At 72.5% G+C, this 19,199-nt stretch carries 15 protein-coding genes, 2 tRNA genes and 1 other RNA gene; 4 read left to right on the top strand and 14 right to left on the bottom strand.

Going from position 1 to position 19,199, the window contains the following annotated elements:
* Window positions 1-5: 5 nt before the first annotated feature.
* From RIN75_RS03415 to RIN75_RS03405, 3 genes are all read right to left on the bottom strand, one after another.
* Complete coding sequence (locus tag RIN75_RS03415; RefSeq protein ID WP_309110242.1) at window positions 6-932, bottom strand: ABC transporter permease; 927 nt, start codon at window positions 930-932, stop codon at window positions 6-8.
* The gene (locus RIN75_RS03410) at window positions 929-1,933 is read right to left on the bottom strand and encodes an ABC transporter permease (protein ID WP_309110241.1); all 1,005 of its coding nucleotides are present in this window, start codon (window positions 1,931-1,933) and stop codon (window positions 929-931) included. Before RIN75_RS03410 ends, RIN75_RS03415 begins: the two co-directional genes overlap by 4 nt.
* A 73-nt stretch (window positions 1,934-2,006) precedes the next feature.
* Window positions 2,007-3,686 (bottom strand): ABC transporter substrate-binding protein, encoded by a 1,680-nt coding sequence (locus RIN75_RS03405; RefSeq protein ID WP_375295898.1) that lies wholly within the window; start codon window positions 3,684-3,686, stop codon window positions 2,007-2,009.
* A gap of 228 nt (window positions 3,687-3,914) precedes the next feature.
* On the opposite strand from RIN75_RS03405, the gene RIN75_RS03400 reads away from it, so the two are divergent.
* Window positions 3,915-7,169: a tetratricopeptide repeat protein gene (locus RIN75_RS03400; RefSeq protein ID WP_309110240.1), complete on the top strand. Its 3,255-nt coding sequence runs from the start codon at window positions 3,915-3,917 to the stop codon at window positions 7,167-7,169.
* Here the strand turns inward: RIN75_RS03400 and RIN75_RS03395 are convergent.
* From RIN75_RS03395 to ffs, 5 genes are all read right to left on the bottom strand, one after another.
* Window positions 7,159-7,632 carry a hypothetical protein gene (locus tag RIN75_RS03395; RefSeq protein WP_309110239.1) on the bottom strand — a complete coding sequence of 158 codons (474 nt, stop codon included), beginning with the start codon at window positions 7,630-7,632 and terminating at the stop codon, window positions 7,159-7,161. The genes RIN75_RS03400 and RIN75_RS03395 overlap by 11 nt on opposite strands.
* Entirely contained in the window at window positions 7,629-8,222 is a 594-nt protein-coding gene (gene recR, locus RIN75_RS03390) for a recombination mediator RecR (RefSeq protein WP_309110238.1), read from the bottom strand. Before recR ends, RIN75_RS03395 begins: the two co-directional genes overlap by 4 nt.
* Window positions 8,222-8,539 (bottom strand): YbaB/EbfC family nucleoid-associated protein, encoded by a 318-nt coding sequence (locus RIN75_RS03385; protein ID WP_309110434.1) that lies wholly within the window; start codon window positions 8,537-8,539, stop codon window positions 8,222-8,224. The genes recR and RIN75_RS03385 overlap by 1 nt, the downstream gene beginning before the upstream one ends.
* 67 nt (window positions 8,540-8,606) lie before the next feature.
* On the bottom strand, window positions 8,607-10,685 hold the full coding sequence (locus tag RIN75_RS03380) for a DNA polymerase III subunit gamma and tau (RefSeq protein WP_309110237.1): 2,079 nt from the start codon (window positions 10,683-10,685) through the stop codon (window positions 8,607-8,609).
* A 31-nt stretch (window positions 10,686-10,716) separates the two neighbouring features.
* An RNA gene (gene ffs, locus RIN75_RS03375) (signal recognition particle sRNA small type) lies at window positions 10,717-10,811 on the bottom strand.
* Between the two features lie 186 nt (window positions 10,812-10,997).
* On the opposite strand from ffs, the gene RIN75_RS03370 reads away from it, so the two are divergent.
* Window positions 10,998-11,082: transfer RNA gene (locus RIN75_RS03370), tRNA-Ser, on the top strand.
* Window positions 11,083-11,139: 57 nt separating this feature from the next.
* On the opposite strand, the gene RIN75_RS03365 is transcribed toward RIN75_RS03370, so the two are convergent.
* The 5 genes from RIN75_RS03365 to RIN75_RS03345 all read right to left on the bottom strand — a co-directional run bounded on the left by RIN75_RS03365 (window position 11,140) and on the right by RIN75_RS03345 (window position 15,730).
* Complete coding sequence (locus RIN75_RS03365) at window positions 11,140-13,581, bottom strand: endonuclease/exonuclease/phosphatase family protein (RefSeq protein ID WP_375295897.1); 2,442 nt, start codon at window positions 13,579-13,581, stop codon at window positions 11,140-11,142.
* Between the two features lie 362 nt (window positions 13,582-13,943).
* Window positions 13,944-14,028, bottom strand: a tRNA-Ser gene (locus RIN75_RS03360).
* A gap of 113 nt (window positions 14,029-14,141) precedes the next feature.
* Window positions 14,142-14,702: an RNA polymerase sigma factor gene (locus RIN75_RS03355; protein ID WP_309110236.1), complete on the bottom strand. Its 561-nt coding sequence runs from the start codon at window positions 14,700-14,702 to the stop codon at window positions 14,142-14,144.
* A 93-nt stretch (window positions 14,703-14,795) separates the two neighbouring features.
* A complete protein-coding gene (locus RIN75_RS03350; RefSeq protein ID WP_309110235.1) occupies window positions 14,796-15,245 on the bottom strand; it encodes a nucleoside deaminase in 450 nt (149 codons plus the stop codon).
* Window positions 15,242-15,730, bottom strand: coding sequence for a tRNA adenosine deaminase-associated protein (locus RIN75_RS03345; RefSeq protein WP_309110234.1), 489 nt, complete (start codon window positions 15,728-15,730; stop codon window positions 15,242-15,244). Before RIN75_RS03345 ends, RIN75_RS03350 begins: the two co-directional genes overlap by 4 nt.
* Before the next feature lie 89 nt (window positions 15,731-15,819).
* Between RIN75_RS03345 and RIN75_RS03340 the strand changes: the two genes are divergently transcribed.
* Window positions 15,820-17,055 (top strand): M20 family metallopeptidase, encoded by a 1,236-nt coding sequence (locus RIN75_RS03340; protein ID WP_309110233.1) that lies wholly within the window; start codon window positions 15,820-15,822, stop codon window positions 17,053-17,055.
* Between the two features lie 265 nt (window positions 17,056-17,320).
* Here RIN75_RS03340 and RIN75_RS03335 read toward each other — a convergent pair whose 3' ends face one another.
* Window positions 17,321-18,136, bottom strand: coding sequence for a GrpB family protein (locus RIN75_RS03335; protein WP_309110232.1), 816 nt, complete (start codon window positions 18,134-18,136; stop codon window positions 17,321-17,323).
* Between the two features lie 98 nt (window positions 18,137-18,234).
* Here RIN75_RS03335 and RIN75_RS03330 point away from each other — a divergent pair, with 98 nt between their 5' ends.
* On the top strand, window positions 18,235-19,191 hold the full coding sequence (locus RIN75_RS03330; RefSeq protein ID WP_309110231.1) for a prephenate dehydrogenase: 957 nt from the start codon (window positions 18,235-18,237) through the stop codon (window positions 19,189-19,191).
* The last annotated feature ends 8 nt before the right edge of the window (window positions 19,192-19,199 follow it).

Below are 19,199 nucleotides of genomic sequence, written 5' to 3'. Positions count from 1 at the left end.
GCGGATCACCTCCGGTTCTTCGGGTCGAGAGCCTCGCGCAGCGACTCGCCGAGCAGCGTGAAGCCCAGCGCCACGATGATGATCGCGATCGCCGGGTAGAACGCCAGCTCCGGCTTGATGTCGATCCGGCTCTGCGCGATACCCAGCATCAGGCCCCACTCGGCGCGGTCCGGGTTGGGATCGCCGAGACCGAGGAACGACAGCGACGCGGCCTCGATGATCGAAGTGGCCAGCGTCAACGTGGACTGGACGATCACCGGGCCGAGCGAGTTCGGCAGCATGTGCCGGAACACGATCGTCCTCCGCTTCACGCCGAGCGCCGTGGCCGCCAACACGTGGTCGCTGTGCCGTTGCGCCAACATCGCGCCGCGCAAGAGTCGGGCGAAGATCGGCACGGTGGTCACCGCGACCGCGATGATGACCGTGGTCTGGCTGCCCCGGCTGGCCAGCGCCGCGATGGAGATGGCCAGCAGCAGGCTCGGGATGGACAGCATGATGTCGGTGAACCGCATGAGCCAGCTGTCCACCCAGCCGCCGAACGCGCCCGCCGCACCACCGATGATCATGCCCAGGACCAGGCCGATCAGGGTGGCGCCGACCCCGACGATCAACGACTGCTGCGCGCCGACGAGCAGCCGGCTGAAGAAGTCACGGCCCATCTCGTCGCTGCCGAGGATGAACCCGGGCATCGGTCCGGGGACGAACTCGGCCGTGGAGTGTTCCAGCAGCTCCGGGTACCGCTTGTACGGGTCCTTCGGCGTGATGAATGGCGCCACGATCGCGAGCAGCACGAACAGCGACACGATGATCCCGCCGATGATCGCCACGGGGCTGCGCGACATGCGCTTGAGCGCGTCCGCCGCGAGGCTCGTGCCGGCGGACTCCGCCAAGTCGTCGATCCGCCGCTTCTTGCGGTTCAGCAGGGTCGTCATGATGTCCGCACCCTCGGGTCGATGATGGCGTACGAGATGTCCACCAGCAGGTTCACCAGGACGTAGACCACGGCCGCGAGCAGCAGCAGCGCTTGCAGGCGCGGGTAGTCGCGGCGCTCGATGCCCTGGGCCAGCAGCGACCCCAGACCGCCCCACACGAACACGCGCTCGGTCAGCACCGCGCCGCCCAGCAGCAGGCCCGTCTGGAGGCCGATGGTCGTGGACACCGGCAGCATCGCGTTGCGCAGCACGTGCCTGCGCCGCACGATCGTCGCCTGGAGGCCCTTCGCGTTGGCGGTGCGCACGAAGTCCTCGTTGAGCACGTCCAGCACGGACGCGCGGGTGATCCGGACGATCACCGCGAGCGGGATGGTGCCTAGCGCGATCGCGGGCAGCACCAGGTGCCACAGGGCGTCGGCCGAGGCGTCCCACTCCTGGGTGAGGATGCCGTCGAGGACGGCGAAGTTCGTGACGTGCGTGGGGTCGATCGTGACGTCCTGCCGGCCCGACGGCGGGAACAGCGCCAGGTCCTGAGCGAACACCTTCTTGAGCAGGATGCCCAGGAAGAACACCGGGACGGCGACGCCGACCAGCGTGCCGATGACGGTGGCGTTGTCGAGGAAGCGCCCGCGGTAGCTCGCCGCCAGGTAGCCCAGCGGGATGCCGAGCACCACGGCGAACAGCAGCGCCGCCATGGACAGCTCGATCGTCGCGGGCAGGGCCCGGCCGATCTCGGTCATCACCGGCTCACCGCTGATCAGCGAGCTGCCGAAGTCCCCGGTGAGGATGCGCCCGAGGAACTTGAAGTACTGGATGACCAGGGGCTGGTCGAGCCCCAGCACCTTGTTGAGCGCCTCGATCTTCTCCGGGGTCGCCTTGTCGCCCAGCAGCGCGCCGGCGGGTCCGCCGGGCAGCAGCCGCAGCCACACGAAGACGAGCAGGGAGAGGATCAACAGCGTCGGGATCGCCTGGAGCAGGCGACGGACTATGAATCGCAGCATGGTGGAAACCCCTTGGACAGCAAGGTGGTGGCACCCGGATCACGGGCGCCACCACCTGCACTGACCAGTCGGATCAGCCCTTGCTCACCGTGTCGAAGCGCTCGTCGGTGAGCGGGCTGGGCACCAGGCCCGAGATCTTGCTGCTCACCACGATCGCCGGCGGGGAGTGGGAAACGGGCACCGCGGGCAGGTACTTGCTCATGATGTCGCGGTTGACCTGCTTGTAGGCGTCCGCGTGCTTGGTCTGGTCGACGACCGCGTCGGCCGCGGCCAGGGCGTCGAACAGGTTCTTGTCGTCGAAGCCGAACTCGGCCTTGGCGCGGCCGAAGAACGTGCCGATGAAGTTGCCGGCGTCGTTGTAGTCACCGGTCCAGCCCAGGAGGTGCAGGTCGTGCTTGCCGGCCTTCTGGACGTCGTCCTTGTAGCCGCCGTTCCACGGGCGCGACACGATCTCGACGTTGATGCCCGCGGCCTTCAGGTCGTCCGTGATCACGGCCGCGATCTCGGTCGGGTTCGGCATGTACGGGCGGCTGACCTCGGTCGGCACGTAGAACTTCAGCGTCAGGCCGGTGGCGCCGGCCTGGGCCAGCAGGTCCTTGGCCTTGTTGACGTCGTACGGGTACTTCTGCACGTCGTCGGCGTAGCCCGCGACCGTCTTGGGCATGAACTGGGTGGCCACCTCGGCGCCCGTCGGGAGCTTGGTCTTGACCAGCTGCTCGCGGTTCACGGCGTGGGCGATGGCCTGGCGCACCCGCAGGTCCTTCAGCGCCGGGGTGTTCGCGCCGTTGATGCCCAGGTACAGGATGTTGAACGCCGGGCGCGGCGTGACGTTGAAGCCGTCGGACTTCAGGGTGTTGTAGTCCGCCGGGTTCGGGTAGTCGTAGCCGTCGATCGTGCCGGCCTTGAGCTCCTGCTTGCGGGCGTTCTCGTCCGGGATGATCTTGAAGATCAGCTTGTCCAGCTTGGCCTTCTCGCCCCAGTAGTCGTCGTTGCGGACCAGGGTGATGGTCTTGTTGGCCTTGTCGAACTTCTCGAACTTGAACGCGCCGGTGCCGGTCGGGTGCTCGGTCGCGTAGGCCGGGTAGGTGAACGAGTCACCCGACTGCTGGACGGCGTCCGCGTCGTACTTCTTCAGCGCCTCGGGGCTGGAGATGGAGAACGACGTGAGGCCGAAGGCGGCCGGGAACGCGCCCTTGTAGGCGTTGAGGTTCAGGACCGCGGTGCCCTCGTCCTTGGCCTCGCAGGACTTGTACAGCGGCTCGCCGGCCGCGTCGCCCTCGTTCTTGGCGAAGCCGCCGAACACGTCGCCGTAGTAGATCATCTGGCTCTGCGCGGCGGCGCCCTTCATGTTGAACCAGCGGTCGAAGTTGAAGCAGACCGCGGCCGCATTGAACGGAGTGCCGTCGTGGAATTTCACATTTTTCCGCAGTGTGAACGTCCACGACTTGCCGTCCGCGCTCGGCTCCCACTTCTCCGCGAGGCCGGGCGCGAGGTCCGCCGAGCCGCGCTTATAGGTGATGAGCGTGTCGTACATCTGGCGGATCGGCCGGAAGCTCTCACCGTCGTCGTTGAAGATCGGGTCGAAGTTCTTGGGCTCGCCCGCGGCCCCGAAGACCATCGTCCCGCCGGTCTTGCCGGACCCGGAGTCTCCACCACGCTCGGATTGCGCGCAGGCGGACAGTGCGAGGACGGCGACGCCGGTCAGGCCGATCGCGGCCGTCCAGCGGCGCCGAGCCGTTCGGGAATGGACCATCAAACACCCCTTGGGAAATCCGGGATCTCGGTGTGGTGTCGGACCCTAACCGTTGCGCGCAACCCTTCCGCAGTAAGCCAGGTCACGATCCGGCCACGCGAATGGGCATTCTCGTACTTCCGGCACAGGTTCGTTGACCCAACGTGACGACGACCGATCCTTCAAACGCTCTCCTACGCTGTACAACGGACAACAGAAACCCGTGCGCGGGAGGGGAGGTCGGGACGGGTGGGCCCTCAGGTCGAGTTCCGCGTCCTCGGGCCGTTGCAGGTGCTGGTCGACGGCGAGCAGGTGGTCGTCCGCGCAGGTCGGCAGCGGGCGCTGCTGGTGTCGCTGCTGATGCGGGCCGGCGCCGGCGTGTCGGTCGACGAGCTGGCCGAGCACGTGTGGGGCGCCGAACCGCCCGCCCGCGCCCGCGGCACCCTCCAGACCTACGTGATGCGGCTGCGGCAGGTGCTGGGGCCCGCCGTGCCGATCCGGACGGTGCCGGACGGTTACCTGATCGACGTCGACGAACGGACGATCGACGTCGTCCGCTTCGAACAGCTGGTCGAGGAGGGCGAGCAGGAGCGGCTCGCGGGGCGGCTGGAGCCGGCGTCGGCGATCTTCACCGCGGCGCTGGGCCTGTGGCGGGGGCCGGCGATGGTGGACGTGCCGTCGGAGGTGCTGCACCGCGACGAGGTCCCCCGGCTGGGCGAGCGGCGGCTGCACGTCGAGGAGCGGCGGGTCGAGGTCGAGCTGGAGCTTGGCCGGCACGCCGAGCTGATCCCCGAGCTGTCCCGGCTGACCAGCGAGCACCCGCTGCGGGAGCGGCTGTGGTCGCAGCTGATGACCGCGTTGTACCGGTCCGGGCGGCAGGCCGACGCGCTGCACGCGTACAAGCGGGTCAGCGACCTGCTGGCCGACCAGCTCGGCATCGACCCCGGCGACGAGTTGCGGCGGGTGCACCAGCAGGTGCTGGGCGGGTCGCTGGAGGTGTCCGGGTCGGCGGCGCCCGCGCGGCGGGACCGGGTGGTGCCGTCCCAGCTGCCCGCGGACATCGGCGACTTCGTGGGGCGTGAGCAGGCGGTTCACCTGATCGAGGCGTTGCTGCGGACGGCGCAGGGCGTGCCGGTGGTGACGCTGGCCGGTCCGCCCGGGGTGGGCAAGACGGCGCTGGCCGTGCACGCGGCGCACAAGATGCGCAAGTACTTCCCGGACGGCCAGCTGTACGTGAACCTGCGCGGGTACGCCCAGGGCCCGCCGTTGAGCGCGGTGGACGTGCTGCCGCGGTTCCTGCGGGCGCAGGGCGTGCCGCCGGAGTCCGTGCCGCTGGACCAGGACGAGCAGGAGGCGATGTTCCGGTCCCGGCTGACCGACCAGCAGGTGCTGCTGGTGCTCGACAACGCGGCCAACGCCGAGCAGATCCGGCCGCTGCTGCCCGGCTCGCCGGGCTGCGCGGTGCTGGTGACCAGCCGCGACACGCTTCGCGGGCTGGCGGTCAGCCACGCCGCGGCCAACGTGCGGCTGGACGTGCTGGACCGGCAGGAGACGCGGGCGCTGCTCGCCGGGATGCTGGGCGAGGACGTGGTCGCGGAGCAGTCGGAGGCGGCCGAGCAGCTCGCCGAGCTGTGCGCGCACCTGCCGCTGGCGCTGCGGATCGCGGCGGCCAACCTGCTGTCCCGGCCGGAGACCACCATCGCCTCCTACGTGGAGGAGCTGCGGGCGGGCAACCGGCTCGCGGCGCTGGCCGTCGAGGGCGACGAGCGGGCGGCCGTGCACGCCGCCTTCGACCTGTCCTACACGGCGTTGAAGCCCGAGTTGGCGTCGCTGTTCCGGCTGCTCAGCCTCGCGCCGGGGGACATCACACCGGACATCGCCGCCGCGCTGGGCGGCCTGACCACCCAGGACGCCCGCCGCCGGCTGGACCGGCTGGCCACCGCGAACCTGGTCGACAACCACGCGCCGGGCCGCTACCAGTTCCACGACCTGCTGCGGGACTACGCGGCCGAGCGGCTCACGTTCGAGGACGACCCGGCCGAGCGCGCGCAGGCCCACCGGCGGCTGCTGGACTGGTCGATCCGGTCGGTGGACAACGCGACCGACGCGGCGAAGTCCAGCATGCTGCGGCTGCCGCGCGAGTCGGTGGTGGCGGGCGTGACCCCGCGCGTGTTCGCCGCCGCGGGCGAGGCGCTGGCGTGGCTGGACGCGGAACGGGCGAACCTGGTGGCCCTGGTGCTGCACGCGGCCGACCGGGAGCCGGACCGGGACTGCTGGCAGCTCGCGGACGCGTTGCGCCGGTACTTCTACGGCCAGGGCCTGCCGGCGGAGTGGCTCGCGGTGGCCAAGGCGGGGCTGTCCGTGGCGCAGGCGATCGGCGACGCCGCGGGCGAGGTGGCGATGCTGTCGTCGCTGGGCACGCTGTACTGGACGATCGGGCAGCACCGGGTGGCCGTCGACTGCTTCCGCCGGGCCATCCCCATCCAGCAGCGCACCGGCGCGGCGCCCGCGGCCGAGGCGGCGGTGCTGATCAACCTGGGCGGCGTCTACATCGACACCGGCGAGCTGGAGCAGGCCGCGGACTGCCTGGAGCGGGCGCTGGTGATCACCCGCGAGATCGGGGCGCTGCAGCAGGAGGGCGTGGCCCTGATCAACCTGGGCGGGGTGTACCTCCAGCTCGGGCAGCTGGACCGGGCGGTGTCGTCGTTCGAGGGGTCCCTGGACGTCGGCAACCGGCTGGGCGTGTGGATCACCCAGGCCGACAGCCACCGGGCGCTGGCCGAGGTGCACCTGTTCCAGGGCCAGCCGGAGCGGGCGGCGGAGCTGTACCGGCGGGCGGTGGACCTGTACGAGCGGTCCGGCGCGCGGGGGTTCGTGCACATCCCGCACGAGGGCCTGGCGCACACGCTGAACATGCGCGGCCGGTACGCGGAGGCCATCGAGGAGGCGTCCAAGGCGCTGGAGATGGCCGAGCATCTGGGCAACCTGAAGGGGGCGTGCGACACCAAGAACGCCCTGGGCGAGGCGCTGCACGGCGACGGGCGGCACGCGGAGGCCGTGGAGCTGCACACCGAGGCGCTGCGGATCGCCGAGGAGAACGGCTACCCGTGGGGCATCTGCGCCGCCCGGCGCGGGTTGGCGGTGGCGCACCGGGCGGCGGGGCGGCTGGACGAGGCCCGGTACTCGGCCCAGCAGGCCCTGGACAGCGCGGTCCGGTACCGGTTGAAGCTCGCCGAGGTGGACGTGCTGGCCCTGCTGGCCCGGGTCCGGCTGGACCAGGGCGACGTGCCGCAGGCCCTGGACCTGGCCCACCGCGCGCTGGACCGCAGCCAGGCGGCCGGCCAGCGGTACGTCCAGGCCCGCGCGGCGCACGTGGCGGGGGACGCGTACGCGGCGGCGGGTTCGTTGGAGGAGGCACGGTCCCTGTGGACCTCGGCCCTGGAGTGGTTCACCGCCATCGGGTGCCCGGACGCCGAGGTCGTGCGCGCGGCCCTCAGTCGGTGATCACGATCCGGTCGGCGCGGGCCTTCGTGCCGTCGACCGCGAACCAGCCCCGTTCGAAGGCCTGCCAGCGCTCCAGGTGACCGCGACTGGCCTCGCCGTCCCTCTTGACGGCCCGTTCGAGCCGTTCCCGCTCGTCGGGCAGCTCGACCCAGATCGCCTCGTCCAGCCGCGCCGCGATGGACCGGCGGGCCGCCGACACGCCCTCGACGACGAGCAGTTCGGGTGGCTCGACGGTCACCCACTCGCCGAGACGAGGCCGGCCCTCGCTCCAGTCCATGCGCTGGTAGCGGGCCGGGCGGCCCGCCCACAGCGGTTCCAGCACCTGCGCGACCAGGCGGGGCCACCACGACACCGGGTCGTCCCAGGTCGCGAAGTGGTCGGTCGGCACCACCACACCGCCCAGCCCGGCCGCGAAGGTCGTCTTGCCCGACCCCGAGGGGCCGTCGACGGCGACGAGCCTCACATGCTGCGCCGGCCGGACAGGGCCCGGCCGAGGGTGAGCTCGTCGGCGAACTCCAGGTCACCGCCCATCGGCAGGCCGGACGCCAGGCGCGTCACGGTCAGGCCGGGGAAGTCCCGCAGCATCCGCACCAGGTAGGTGGCGGTCGCCTCGCCCTCGGTGTTCGGGTCGGTGGCGATGATGATCTCGTTGACCTCGGTGCCGATCCGGGTCAGCAGCTGCCGGATGCGCAGCTGGTCGGGGCCCACCCCGGACAACGGGTCCAGCGCGCCGCCCAGCACGTGGTAGCGGCCCTTGAACTCCCGGGTCCGCTCGACGGCCAGCACGTCCTTCGGCTCCTCGACCACGCAGATCAGGCTCAGGTCGCGGCGTGGGTCGCGGCAGATGCGGCACGTCGCCTCGGCCGAGACGTTGCCGCACACCTCGCAGAACACCACGCCGTCCTTGACCTTCTGGAGGGCGTCCTGGAGCCGGGTGATGTCGGCCGGGTCCGCCCCGAGGAGGTGGAAGGCGATGCGCTGCGCGCTCTTGGGACCGACGCCCGGCAGGCGGCCGAGTTCGTCGATCAAGTCCTGGACGGGCCCCTCGTACATCAGCCGAACAGCCCGCCGAGGGAGTCCAGGCCGCCCATGCCGGAGGCCAGCGGACCCATCTTCTGCGCGGCCAGCTCCTGCGCGGCGCGGTTGGCGTCGCGGACGGCGGCCACGACCAGGTCGGACAGCGTCTCCACGTCGTCCGGGTCGACCACCTTGGGGTCGATGTTCAGGCTCTTCAGCTCGCCGCCACCGGACACGACGGCGGTCACCAGCCCGCCGCCCGCGGTGCCGGTCACCTCGGCCTCGGCCAACTCCTGCTGTGCGGCGGCGAGTTGCTGCTGCATCTTCTGCGCCTGCTGGAGGATCTGCTGCATGTTCGGCCCACCGGGTTGCACCGCGGGTTCCTCTCGCTTGGGGTTTGCCACCAGCGTAGTCGCGCGCTCAGCCCTTCAGCGGGCGCGCGCCCAACTCGTCGGCGAGCAGCTTGAGCACGACCTGCTCGGGGTCGAGCTGATCACCGGCGTCACCGGGCCGGGCGGCCTCGGCGAGCATCTCCTCCTCGTCCACCGGCTCCGGCGGGAGGGGCTCATCGGGCTCCGGCGGCTCGGGCGGCGGCGGCACGTCGTCCACGGGCGCCGGCCGGGTCGGCGGCTGCCGGGGCTCCTGCGTGCGGGCCGCCTGGCTGGGTCGGGTCGGCGCGGGCCGCTGCTCGCGCTGGGGGGTCGGGCGGGGCGCGGCCTGGTTGGGCGCGCCGTGGACGCACCGGACCTGCCACGACCCGCCGAACACCTGGCTGAACGCGGACGCGATGGCGTCCACGGTGCGCGGCTCGGCCAGCCGGCGGGCGAGGGGGGCGGAGGTGTGGGTGATGGTGACGGAGTTGCCGTCGACCTCGGCCACGGTCGCGCCGCTGGTCAGCAGCGCGCTGGCACTGGGTCCGGCGAGCCCCTTGACGATCCCGCACAACTCGGCCCACCGCCGCCGCACCTCCGCGACGTCCACCCCGCCTGACGCGGGCGGGGCCTGTTCGACAGGTGGGGCCGGCGGCTCGGGACGGCTCGGCGCGGCCTGGGCGGCGGGCTGCGGCTGACCGGCGGCGTGGTTCGGCACGGCAGCCTCACCCGGCCCGGCGTGGCCCTGCGCACCCGGCCCGGCCTGGCCCGGCCCGGCGGCGGCCGGCGCGGCGGCGCGGCTCGGCGCGGCCGGCGGTTGCGCGGGCGGGTTCTGCGGGGCGGGCTCGGATTGGGCCGCTCGCTGCGATGGCCGCTGGAAGGTCCGCCCGCCCTCGGCCGGCGCGGGCGCACCACCGGCAGCCTGCACCGGACCGCCCGCCGCCGGTCCACCGGCCTGCGCACCCGCCGGCGGCCCGTACTTCTCCAGGCGCTCGACCCGCTGCAACACCGCCGACTCCGCGTCACTGGCCGACGGCAGCAGCATCCGCGCCGACACCAGCTCCAGCAGCAACCGCGGCGCCGTCGACCCGCGCATGTCCGTCAGCCCCTGGTGCAGCACCTCGGCCCACCGGGTGACCGTCGCCGGCCGCGTCGCGTCGCGCTGCGCGAGCATCTTGACCAGCACGTCGTCCGGCACGTTCACCAGCCCGCGCTCCCCCGCGTCCGGCACCGCGTGCAGCAGGACCAGGTCCCGCAGCCGGTCCAGCAGGTCGGCGGCGAACCGGCGCGGGTCGTGCCCGGCGTCGACCAACCGGTCGATCGTGCCGAACACCTTCGCGCCGTCCTCCTCGGCCAGGCCGTCCACGACGTCGTCGATCAACGCCACGTCGGTCACGCCCAGCAACGCGATCGCCCGGTCGTACTTCACCCCTTCGGGGCCGGCACCGGACAGCAACTGGTCCATGACCGACTGCGTGTCCCGCGCCGAGCCCCCGCCCGCCCGGATGACCAGCGGGAACACCGAAGGCTCGACCGCCACCCCCTCGGCCGCGCAGTTGCGCTCCAGCAGCGCGCGCATCGCCGACGGCGGGATCAACCGGAACGGGTAGTGGTGCGTCCGCGACCGGATGGTGGGCAGCACCTTGTCCGGCTCGGTGGTCGCGAAGATGAAGATCAGGTGCTCCGGCGGCTCCTCCACGATCTTCAGCAGGGCGTTGAAGCCCTGCGTGGTGACCATGTGGGCCTCGTCGATGATGAACACCCGGTAGCGCGACTCCGCCGGCGCGTAGAACGCCTTGTCGCGCAGCTCGCGGGCGTCGTCGACACCGCCGTGGGACGCCGCGTCCAGCTCCACCACGTCCACGCTGCCCGCGCCGTTGGGCGCCAGGCCGATGCACGAGTTGCACTCGCCGCACGGGTCCGGCGTCGGCCCGTTCACGCAGTTCAGCGACCGCGCGAGGATGCGCGCCGAGGACGTCTTGCCGCAGCCGCGCGGACCGGAGAACAGGTAGGCGTGGTTGACCCGACCGGCGGCCAGCGCCGTGCGCAGCGGGTCGGTGACGTGCTCCTGCCCGACCACCTCGGCGAAGGTGGCCGGTCGGTACTTGCGGTAGAGGGCGAGCGCCACGCCGGAGACCCTACCGAAGGGGTCCGACAGAAAAAGGGGACCCCGTGCACCCGCCAGAGCCCACTTATCCTTGCTGCCTTCCGGCCCTGGGGAGGTTCATGGGATGTGCGCCGCACGAGGTCCACGGCAAGTGTAGCCGAGGGCCGGCGGAGCACTTCCACCGCCACCTCCCGCGGCCACCTGGCCACCGCGCCCCGCCGGACGCCGTCGGCACCACCGGACCCCGGCGGACCGATCATCACCAGACCCCCGCCGAGGGCGTGTGACCACCCGTTTTGGGGACCGGAAGGTGCCTCCGTTAGACTCCTCGGCGGAGGATTCGCATAGCGGCCTAGTGCGCACGATTGGAAATCGTGTTGGGTTAACCCCCTCACGGGTTCAAATCCCGTATCCTCCGCTGAAAACGGCCCCGCCCGGAGATTCCCGGACGGGGCCGTTTCGCGTCGGCGGAGGGTCAGCCCCGCACGCACTCCGCGATGTCCTCCAGCAGGAACACCATGCGGTCCACCTGCGGGTTCCCCGTGCTCGGGCGCAGCTTGACGACCTGCGGGTCGTGGTCGCTGGCCTGGTCGGTGAACTCGGCGTTGATGTGCACCACGTCGTACCGGTAGCGGTTGATGTTCGAGCTGATCAGGATGTGGTCCAGCGTCTGCGAGTTGCCGTCGAAGACGTAGCTGTACCGCTCCGACTCGGGCAGCGTGGAGATCAGGTCCACCACCGAACCGCCCGCCGTCAGCGCCTGCACCGTCGGCGAGAACTGGTAGTCGTTGATGTCACCCGCGAGCACCACGTTGGCACCGCGGTCGACCGCCTGCACCTGGTCCACGAACGCCCGCAGCGCCGCGGCCTGCTTGAGCCGCTGCACCTCCGAGGACCGGTTCGGCTCCTGGTAGCGGCCGTGCAGGGCCTGGTCGCCGCCCTTGGAGGTGAAGTGGTTGCCCACCACGAACACCGTGCGACCGCGGAACTTGAACTCGCCCGCCAGCGGCTTGCGGCTGTCCGCCCAGGCCAAGTTGGCCGGGTCGATGCGGCCCGGCGACACCGACAGCGCGGCGCGGCCGTGCTGCTTGACCACCGACACCGGGGTCGTGGCGTCGCCGCCGGCGCGGTCCACGAAGGACACCCGCGCCGGGTTGAACAGGAACGCCACCCGGATGTTGCCGCCCGGCTGGCCGCCGTCGGCCTTGTTCTGCGGGTCGATCTGCCGCCACTCGTAGCGCGGGCCGCCCGCGGCGACGATCGCCTCGGTGAACTTGGCGAACGTCTGGTCCGCCGCGACCGTGCCGTCGTCGGTGGCGCCGTTGTTGTCCTGGATCTCCTCCAGCACCACGACGTCCGGGGACGCCAGGTTGTTCACGACGGCCGCCGCGAGCCGGTCGAACTTGGCCTGCGGGTTGGTCGCGGCCAGGTTCTCCACGTTGTAGGTGGCCACGGACAGCTCGTACTGGCGCGCCGCGTCGGTGGTCTCCGGCTGGATGCCGCCCGACACGTGCTCGCCGACCGACTTGGTGGCCAGGGTGTAGCCGCCGAAGTTGGTGTACTCGACGTTGCCGACGGTGGCGCCGCGCCACACGTCGCCCACGTTGGACGCCTGCGGCGTGGCGCTGCCCGCCTTGACCTTGATCCGGCCGCTGTTGGGCTGGTCGTAACCGAGGTACACGGTGCCGCCGCGCGGGGTCGGGTTCTGGTCCGGCCGCGTGGTGATCCACGTCTCGCTGAAGTTGTTCGTCGGGCCGACCACGCGGGCGTCGTCGACCTGGACGTACATGCCTTCCAGCGACTCGTAGTAGTCCTGGCCGTACTTGGCCGGCTCCAGCGGCAACGTTTCAACGCTGCCGCCGCCCGCGGTGGGAATGAAGCCGTCCGGCGGGGTCAGCACGACCGGCGCCGGCAGGGCGTTGCCCTTGGTCAGGACGGTGACCGTGGCGCCGGTGATCTCGGTGAGCGTCTGGTTGGCGTTGGACGCGTTGTCACCGCCCGGCCGGTACTCCGCGATGGTGCCGCTGACCAGGACGGAGTCGCCCGGCTCGACGGTCGGCGCGAGGCCCGCGGTGTAGACGAACACGCCCTCGCTGGTGCGCGGGTCGGTGTCCGGCGCGGTGTCCTGGATCCAGAAGCCGCGGTCGCCGGTGGCGCGGGTGGCCGTGACGACGCCGGGGACGCCCGCGACCTTGGTGCCGACCAGCGGCGAGATGCGGGTGGTGCCCTGGATGTCGCGGATCCGCTTGTCGCCCGGCTGGGGCTCCGGGTCCGGGTCGCCCGTGCCCTGGCCCTTGGAGTTCACCGGGGTGGGCGCGCCGACGGTGAAGTCTGCCGCGTTGTCGTCGGTGTCGGTGAGGGCCGGGCGGGCGGCGGACGTGGTGTTGCTCAGGTTGGCCGTCGGGGTGGTCTCGCGGACCACCGTGGCCGAGCCGTAGCCGACCAGGTCGCGGATGCGGGTGTCGGCCGCGCAGTCGGCGGCGGTCTTGCAGGTCAGCGGCTCGGTGCCGGTGACCAGCGCGACCGTGCCGCCGGTGGCGGACATCGCGATGGCGCCGGTGACGTCGGGGGTCGGCAGCTGCACCGTGCCGCCCGAGCCCTGCGCCTGGGCGACCAGGAACCGCTTGCCGGGCTCGACGGTGCCGGTGAGCGGCGTGGCCTGCCACCGGCTGCTCGCGCTCGCGCTGCCGGGCAGGTACTGGACGCTCCACCCGGCGAGGGCGACCGGGCTGTCGCCGCGGTTGGCCAGCTCGACGAAGTCGCGGGTCAGCGTGGCGCCCGAATTGCCGCCACCGCCGTAGACCTCGGCGATGAGCGCATCGGGGCTGGGCGCCGCGGTGGCGGGCACGACCAGGGCCAGGGACACGGCCGAGGCGGCGGTGACCGCTAACCCGACGCGGAGCGGGGTGGGTCTCAACGGATCCTCCGGAGAATGTTGGCGGGTCCGCGCATCCTCCCCGGATCGCATGAACTTCGAAAGAAGCCGTCACTAACTGTTGACCCTGCACGGGCACACGCTGCCCGGATGGGCGGCCGTGTGATCACCCACAGGACGGATTGCCGTTCATCACTCGAACGTGTGTTCGAACATGGGGTAAGCTCGATCACGTGCCGCCCGGTGGCCCTCCCAGCGCCGGCGGGGCACGACGCACACGACGGGGCGCCGCCCGCCTGACGAGGCGGCGCGGTGCCCCCGGAGGTCGCACCTTGACAAGACCAGAGCGCGAAATGCCGACGGGGCCCGTTCCGCGATGATCGCGAACCGGGCCCCGTCGTCAGCGGTGGCGGTGGGATTTGAACCCACGGAGGCTTGCACCTCACACGCTTTCGAGGCGTGCTCCTTCGGCCGCTCGGACACGCCACCGCCGAGAACAATACAAGACCGGGTCACCCACCCGTCACCGGGGGGTCGCGGGCGTCGTCGGGAGGTCGTGGCGGGCGGTCGCCACCGGGTCCACCACCCGGGTTCCCGGCCGGTCACCGCCACACCTTCATGACCTCCGCCAGCCGCACCCGGGCCCGCGCGAGCCGCCCGCGCACCGACTCCTCGCTGGCCCCCACCGCCAGCGCGATCTGGGCGTAGGAGAGCCCGTCCACCTCGGCCAGCAGCCAGGCGACCCGCTGCGGCTCGGGCAACCTCCGCAGCGCCAGCCGCAGCGCCGCCACCACCGCCACCACCTCGGCCACCGCGGAGGGGTCCCGGGGCACCTGCCCCACCCCGACCGGCGTGACCCCGAAGTCCGGCAACTCCCCCACCGGATCGGTCCTCCGCCGCCGCAGCACCCCGAGGCACTCCCGGTAGGCCACCCGGAACAGCCACGTCCGCACCGCGGCCGGCTCGGCCAGCGAGTCCAGCCGCCGCCACGCCGTCGCGAACACCTCCTGCGTCACGTCCTCGGCCTCGGCCCGATCACCCAGCAGGCGCACGGCGAACCCCAGCACCCGCCCCTGGTACCGGCGGACCAGCACCTCGAACGCACCGAGGTCGCCCCTGGCGACCCCGCCCACCAACACGGCGTCCACGCTGTCTACCGACACGCACCCGATCGTCGCAGCGCGCACTGCGGCCCGCCGACCAACGGCTTCCCCCGTGCGGGCTATTTCCACCCGGCGGGCACCACCCGACACGGCTCACATGTCGGTGAAGAAGGACTCCATCAACGTCGCGCACTCGTCCGCCAGGACCCCGCCCACCACCTCGGGCCGGTGGTTGAGCCGGCGGTCGCGGACCACGTCCCACAGCGAGCCGACGGCCCCGGTCCGCGGCTCCCAGGCCCCGAACACCACCCGGGCCACCCGCGCGAGCACCAGCGCGCCGGCGCACATGGTGCACGGCTCCACCGTCACCGCCAGGGTGCAGCCGTTGAGCCGCCACCCGTCGCCGAACGCGGCCGCCGCCGCCCGCAGCGCCAGCACCTCCGCGTGCGCGGTGGGGTCGCCGAGGGCTTCGCGGGCGTTGCAGGCCCGGGCCAGTTCCACGCCGTCGGGGTCGTACACGACCGCGCCGATCGGCACGTCACCGGTGCGCGGGGCCAGCCGCGCGACCTCCAGGGCGGACCGGACCAGGTCTTCGTCGTTCACGCCTGGATGGTGTCCAGCAGCTTGGTGAACTCGTCGCCGAAGCCGCAGCGCTGGGCGATCATCTGGAGCTGCTCGTCGGGGTAGAGGTCGACCTCGTCGACGATCACCTGGAGTTCGTGCTGCGGCATCCCGAGGTCGGCGAGGATGGCGAGGTCGCCCTCGGGCCACAGCTCGTCGTCCTCCTCGTCGGGCGGATCGACCCGCAGGAGGTCCAGGACGTCGGCGGCGATGTCGTAGTCGAGCGCGGCGGCGGCGTCGGAGAGCAGGAGCGCGACTCCGCCGGGCACCGGGCGCAGGACGATGAAGAACTCGTCGTCCACGGCGAGCAGCCCGAAGACGGCACCCGTGGAGCGGAGTTGGCGGAGTTCGGTGATGGCCGCGTCTAGCTCGGACAGCGCGGAGCTGTCCATCCTGCTGCACCGCCAGCGGCCGTCCTCCCGGACCACCGCGACAGCGAAGCCGTTGACCGGCTCCTGGTGTGCCATGTGCACACCGTAGGGCCACCGGACCGCACCCGGTAGCACGGGGGGCTCGGCTCCGGGCGTCGGGGGCTGTCCGATGCCACTATCGAGGGATGAGCACAACTCTGCCGAACGCACAGACGACCACCTCCGAGCCCCGGTTCACCGGGCTTGCGGAGGCCGCACGCGCGCTCCAGCCCAGGACGGTGGCGCTGCGCAGGCAGGTGCACCGGCACCCGGAGCAGGGCCTCGACCTGCCCGCGACGCAGGCGGCGATCCTGCACGCGTTGTCCGGGTTGCCCCTGGAGATCACGACCGGCCGGTCCACGTCGTCCGTGGTCGCGGTGCTGCGGGGCGCCCAGCCGGGGCCGTCCGTGCTGCTGCGCGCCGACATGGACGCGCTGCCGCTCCAGGAGGACACCGGGCTGCCGTACGCGTCCGAAGTGGACGGTTCGATGCACGCCTGCGGGCACGACACGCACGTGGCGATGCTGGCGTCCGCGGCCCGGCTGCTCAGCTCGCGGCGGGAAGCGCTGGCCGGGCAGGTCGTGTTCATGTTCCAGCCCGGCGAGGAAGGGCAGCACGGGGCCAAGTACATGCTCGACGAGGGCGTGCTGGAGGCGGCGGGCGCGCCGGTGGAGCGGGCGTTCGCGCTGCACATCACCTCGACGCTGCAGTCCGGCGTCGTGGTGTCGCGGCCCGGCCCGACGATGGCCTCCGCCGACACGTTCCACGTGACGTTCACCGGCCGCGGCGGCCACGGCGGCATGCCGCACGACGCGCTCGACCCGATCCCGGCCGCCGCCGCCCTGGTCGGGGCGCTCCAGACGCTGGTGGCGCGGCGGGTCAGCGTGCACCACCCGGCGGTGGTGACGGTCGGCCACATCAAGGCGGGCACGACCACCAACATCATCCCCGAGACCGCGCTGGTCGAGGGCACCATCCGGACGTTGTCGGAGGAGACCAGGGCGTTCGTGAAGCGCGAACTGCCGAAGGTCGCCGAACACGTCGCCGCCGCCCACGGCTGCCGGGCCCGGGTGGAGATCGTGCCCGGCTACCCGGTCACGGTGAACGACGCCGAAGTCGGCCTCCACGTCGGCGAGGTGACCGCGGCCGCCCTCGGCTCCCGCTGGTCCGCCCCGATGGACGACCCGCTGATGGGCGCCGAGGACTTCTCCTACGTCCTGCAACGGGTGCCGGGCGCGATCGCCTTCCTGGGCGCCTGCCCCCGCGGAGTAGACCTGGCCCACGCCGAACCGAACCACTCGAACCGCGTCCTCTTCGACGAGGCCGCCATGGAACACGGCGTAGTCGTCTACACCGCCTTCGCCCTGGACGCCCTCCGCTGACCCGCCCCGTGGGGGTGCCGGCCGCGCCGCACCCCCACGGGGCCGGCACCCAGCCCCACCTCCACCCGCTCCACCTCCAGCAGCGCCCCAGCGCCGCGCCACCCCAGCGCCGCGCCACCCCAGCGCCGCCCGCATCACCGCCCGCATCACCGCCCGCACCAACCCCGCCCGCACCACCTCCGGCGGGACCACACCCGTCCGCACCACCTCCGCAGGACCACCTCGGGGCAGGACCAAGCCCTCAGCACCGGCCCGCGCCACGGGATCACACCGTCTCGGTGTCGCTCTCGTCCGCCGTCAACCGCCGGCCGCAGCCGGTGATGAAGGCCGACTTGCTGCGCGTGTAGTCGTCGTAGTCCGGATCGCCGGCATGGTCGCGTGCCGCCCGTTCCTTCACCTCCTCGTACGCGCGGCGGGTAGCGGCGTCCGCTCTCAGCCGGTCGCGGAAGGACGTCGTGGCCGCGCACCACGGGGAGTCGAGCAGGCGGAAGTGCAAGATCGCCGGCGCCGCCGGGTCGGGGCGGACGTAGAGGCGCTTCCGGTAGACCTCCGTCGGGCCCTGGCCGCCGATGGGCAGGTCGTGGTGCACCCCGGGTGAGTCGGGGCGGGAGCCCTTCGCGGGGAGGAAACCCGTGGTGGCCAGGCGGTCGTCCACGCCCCGGTCGGGCAGGGTGGTCGCGCCGATCTGGAGGTCGATGAAGCGCTTGGCCCGCAGGTCGGGGACGGCGGTCGAGCCGATGTGGTCGTAGGTCCAGCGGCCGTCGTCGGTGTGGTGCAGTGCCGTGCGCAGGCGGTTGAGGAGGACCTCGGCGGCGCGCGGCAGAGCGGGGTCGTGGGGGTGCAGGACGGCGGGAGCGGGGGCGGCGCGGTCCAGGCCGGCCAGGCGGCGTGCCATGGGGCGGACGCGGTGCGTCCACAGGTCGGCGATGTCCACCGACAGCGGCACGTCCTCGCCGATCACCAGCGCGGCCGGGCCGGGGCGGTTCACCGCGGTCACCGTGAGCAGGCCTTCGGTGTCGTGGGCCCGCAGTTGCGCCGCCACGCGGTCGGCCTCGGGGCCGGCGATCACTTCGATCCGCATGACCCGGGGACGTTCCGCAGCCCTGCGGGGTTGTGGGAAGTGATGGTGCGGGAGTTGATCGTGTGGAGTTGTCGGGGTGCGCCGGCAGGATGTCCCGCGTGCGTGACGTGTGCGTGGTCGGACTGGGGTTGATCGGCGGCTCGGTGTTGCGGGCCGCCGCGGCTGCCGGGCGGGTGGTGTGGGGTGCCACGGCCTCGGCGGGGGACGCCGACGCCGCGCGCGCGGACGGCTTCGACGTGGTGGACACCGCCGACGCGCTGCGGCGGGCACGGGAGCGGGACGCGTTGGTGGTGGTGGCGGTGCCGTTGCCGGCGGTGGAGGACGTGCTGCGGTTGGTGCCGGACGGGGTTCGGCTCACCGATGTCGTCAGCGTCAAGGGGCCGGTGGCGGAACTGGTGGCACGGGTGGCGCCGCAGGCCCGGTACGTCGGCGGGCACCCGATGGCGGGCACGTCGGCCTCCGGGTGGGGTGCCGGTACCGCCGACCTGTTCCGCGACGCCGCCTGGGTGGTCACCGCCGAGGACGGGGCCGACCTCGACGTCCTGACCGACGTGGTGGAGCTGGCGCTGGCCGCCGGGGCGCACGTGGTGCCGACGACCGCGGGTGAGCACGACTCCGCCGTGGCCCGGATCTCCCACTTGCCGCACGTCCTGGCGGCGGTGCTGGCCAGTGTCGGCGCGGACGGTGGGCCGCTGGCCCTGGCGCTGGCGGCGGGCTCCTTCGGTGACGGCACGCGGGTCGCGGGCAGTCGGCCCGAGCTGGTGCGCGCGATGTGCGAGGGCAACCGGTCCGCGTTGCTGGACGCCGTGGACGACGCCCTGGGTCGGCTGGGCGCGGCGCGCGGGTCGCTCGCGTCCACGGGTGGGCTGGCCAAGACGATCGAGGCGGGGCACGCGGCGCGGCGGGCGCTGGTGGAGCGGCAAGGTGCCGAACTCACCGACCTGACGATCGACCTCACCTCGCCGCAGGCGCTGGAAGCGTTGCGGGCGCTTGGTTCCCGCGGCGGCCGGATCGTTGGGCTGAACGGCAGCACCGCGCTCGCGCGCACCTCGTAGGGTCGACG

This window comes from Saccharothrix sp. (assembly GCF_031180885.1).
Taxonomy (GTDB): domain Bacteria; phylum Actinomycetota; class Actinomycetes; order Mycobacteriales; family Pseudonocardiaceae; genus Actinosynnema.
Note: the sequence above shows the minus strand (reverse complement) of the source record. Positions and strands in the feature narration are given on the sequence as shown.